The sequence below is a fragment of the Adlercreutzia sp. DFI.6.23 genome (assembly GCF_024462535.1).
Classification (GTDB): domain Bacteria; phylum Actinomycetota; class Coriobacteriia; order Coriobacteriales; family Eggerthellaceae; genus Adlercreutzia; species Adlercreutzia rubneri.
In genome coordinates this window covers 1-426 of record NZ_JANGBP010000122.1, presented here as the reverse complement: position 1 = coordinate 426, position 426 = coordinate 1, and the positions used below count along the sequence as shown (strand labels likewise).

The window sequence follows — 426 nt, the reverse complement described above, 5'->3', positions numbered from 1 at the left end:
CGCGGCATGGCCGATGGCTTGGAAACTGAGCGCCGCAAGGTGGCCGAGCTGCAAATGGTCATCGGCCATGCCGCGCATGCGGCGGTCGAGGGTCGTGATCCACAGACACAGGGCGAGCACGGCCACCGCCAACACACCGAGGCCTACAGCCACCAGGCCAAACGGCGAAGATAGAAACTCAAACACGGGTGCGCCCTTCCCCATAAAAGATAACAACCAATGAATGGGATGATATACGACTGCGCCCCTATTGTCGATACGAAAATAGGCGATTTACCTGCTGGGAGCGGCCTTTATTCCGACACCTGGGCCACAAGCTCGGCCAGCTCGGCCACCGTGGCGTTGTTGCGCGCCATCTTCTCCGCGCTTTGCGCCGCCCCCTCGGCCGCCGCGGGCGCCCCCGCCGACGCCGATGCAGCCGAGGAC

The 426-nt window shown here is 63.6% G+C and carries 1 protein-coding gene; it reads right to left on the bottom strand.

The features are described from left to right. A partial coding sequence (locus tag NE591_RS12620; protein ID WP_256156788.1) for a hypothetical protein occupies window positions 1-186 on the bottom strand: 186 nt, incomplete at its 3' end. Window positions 187-426: the final 240 nt, after the last annotated feature.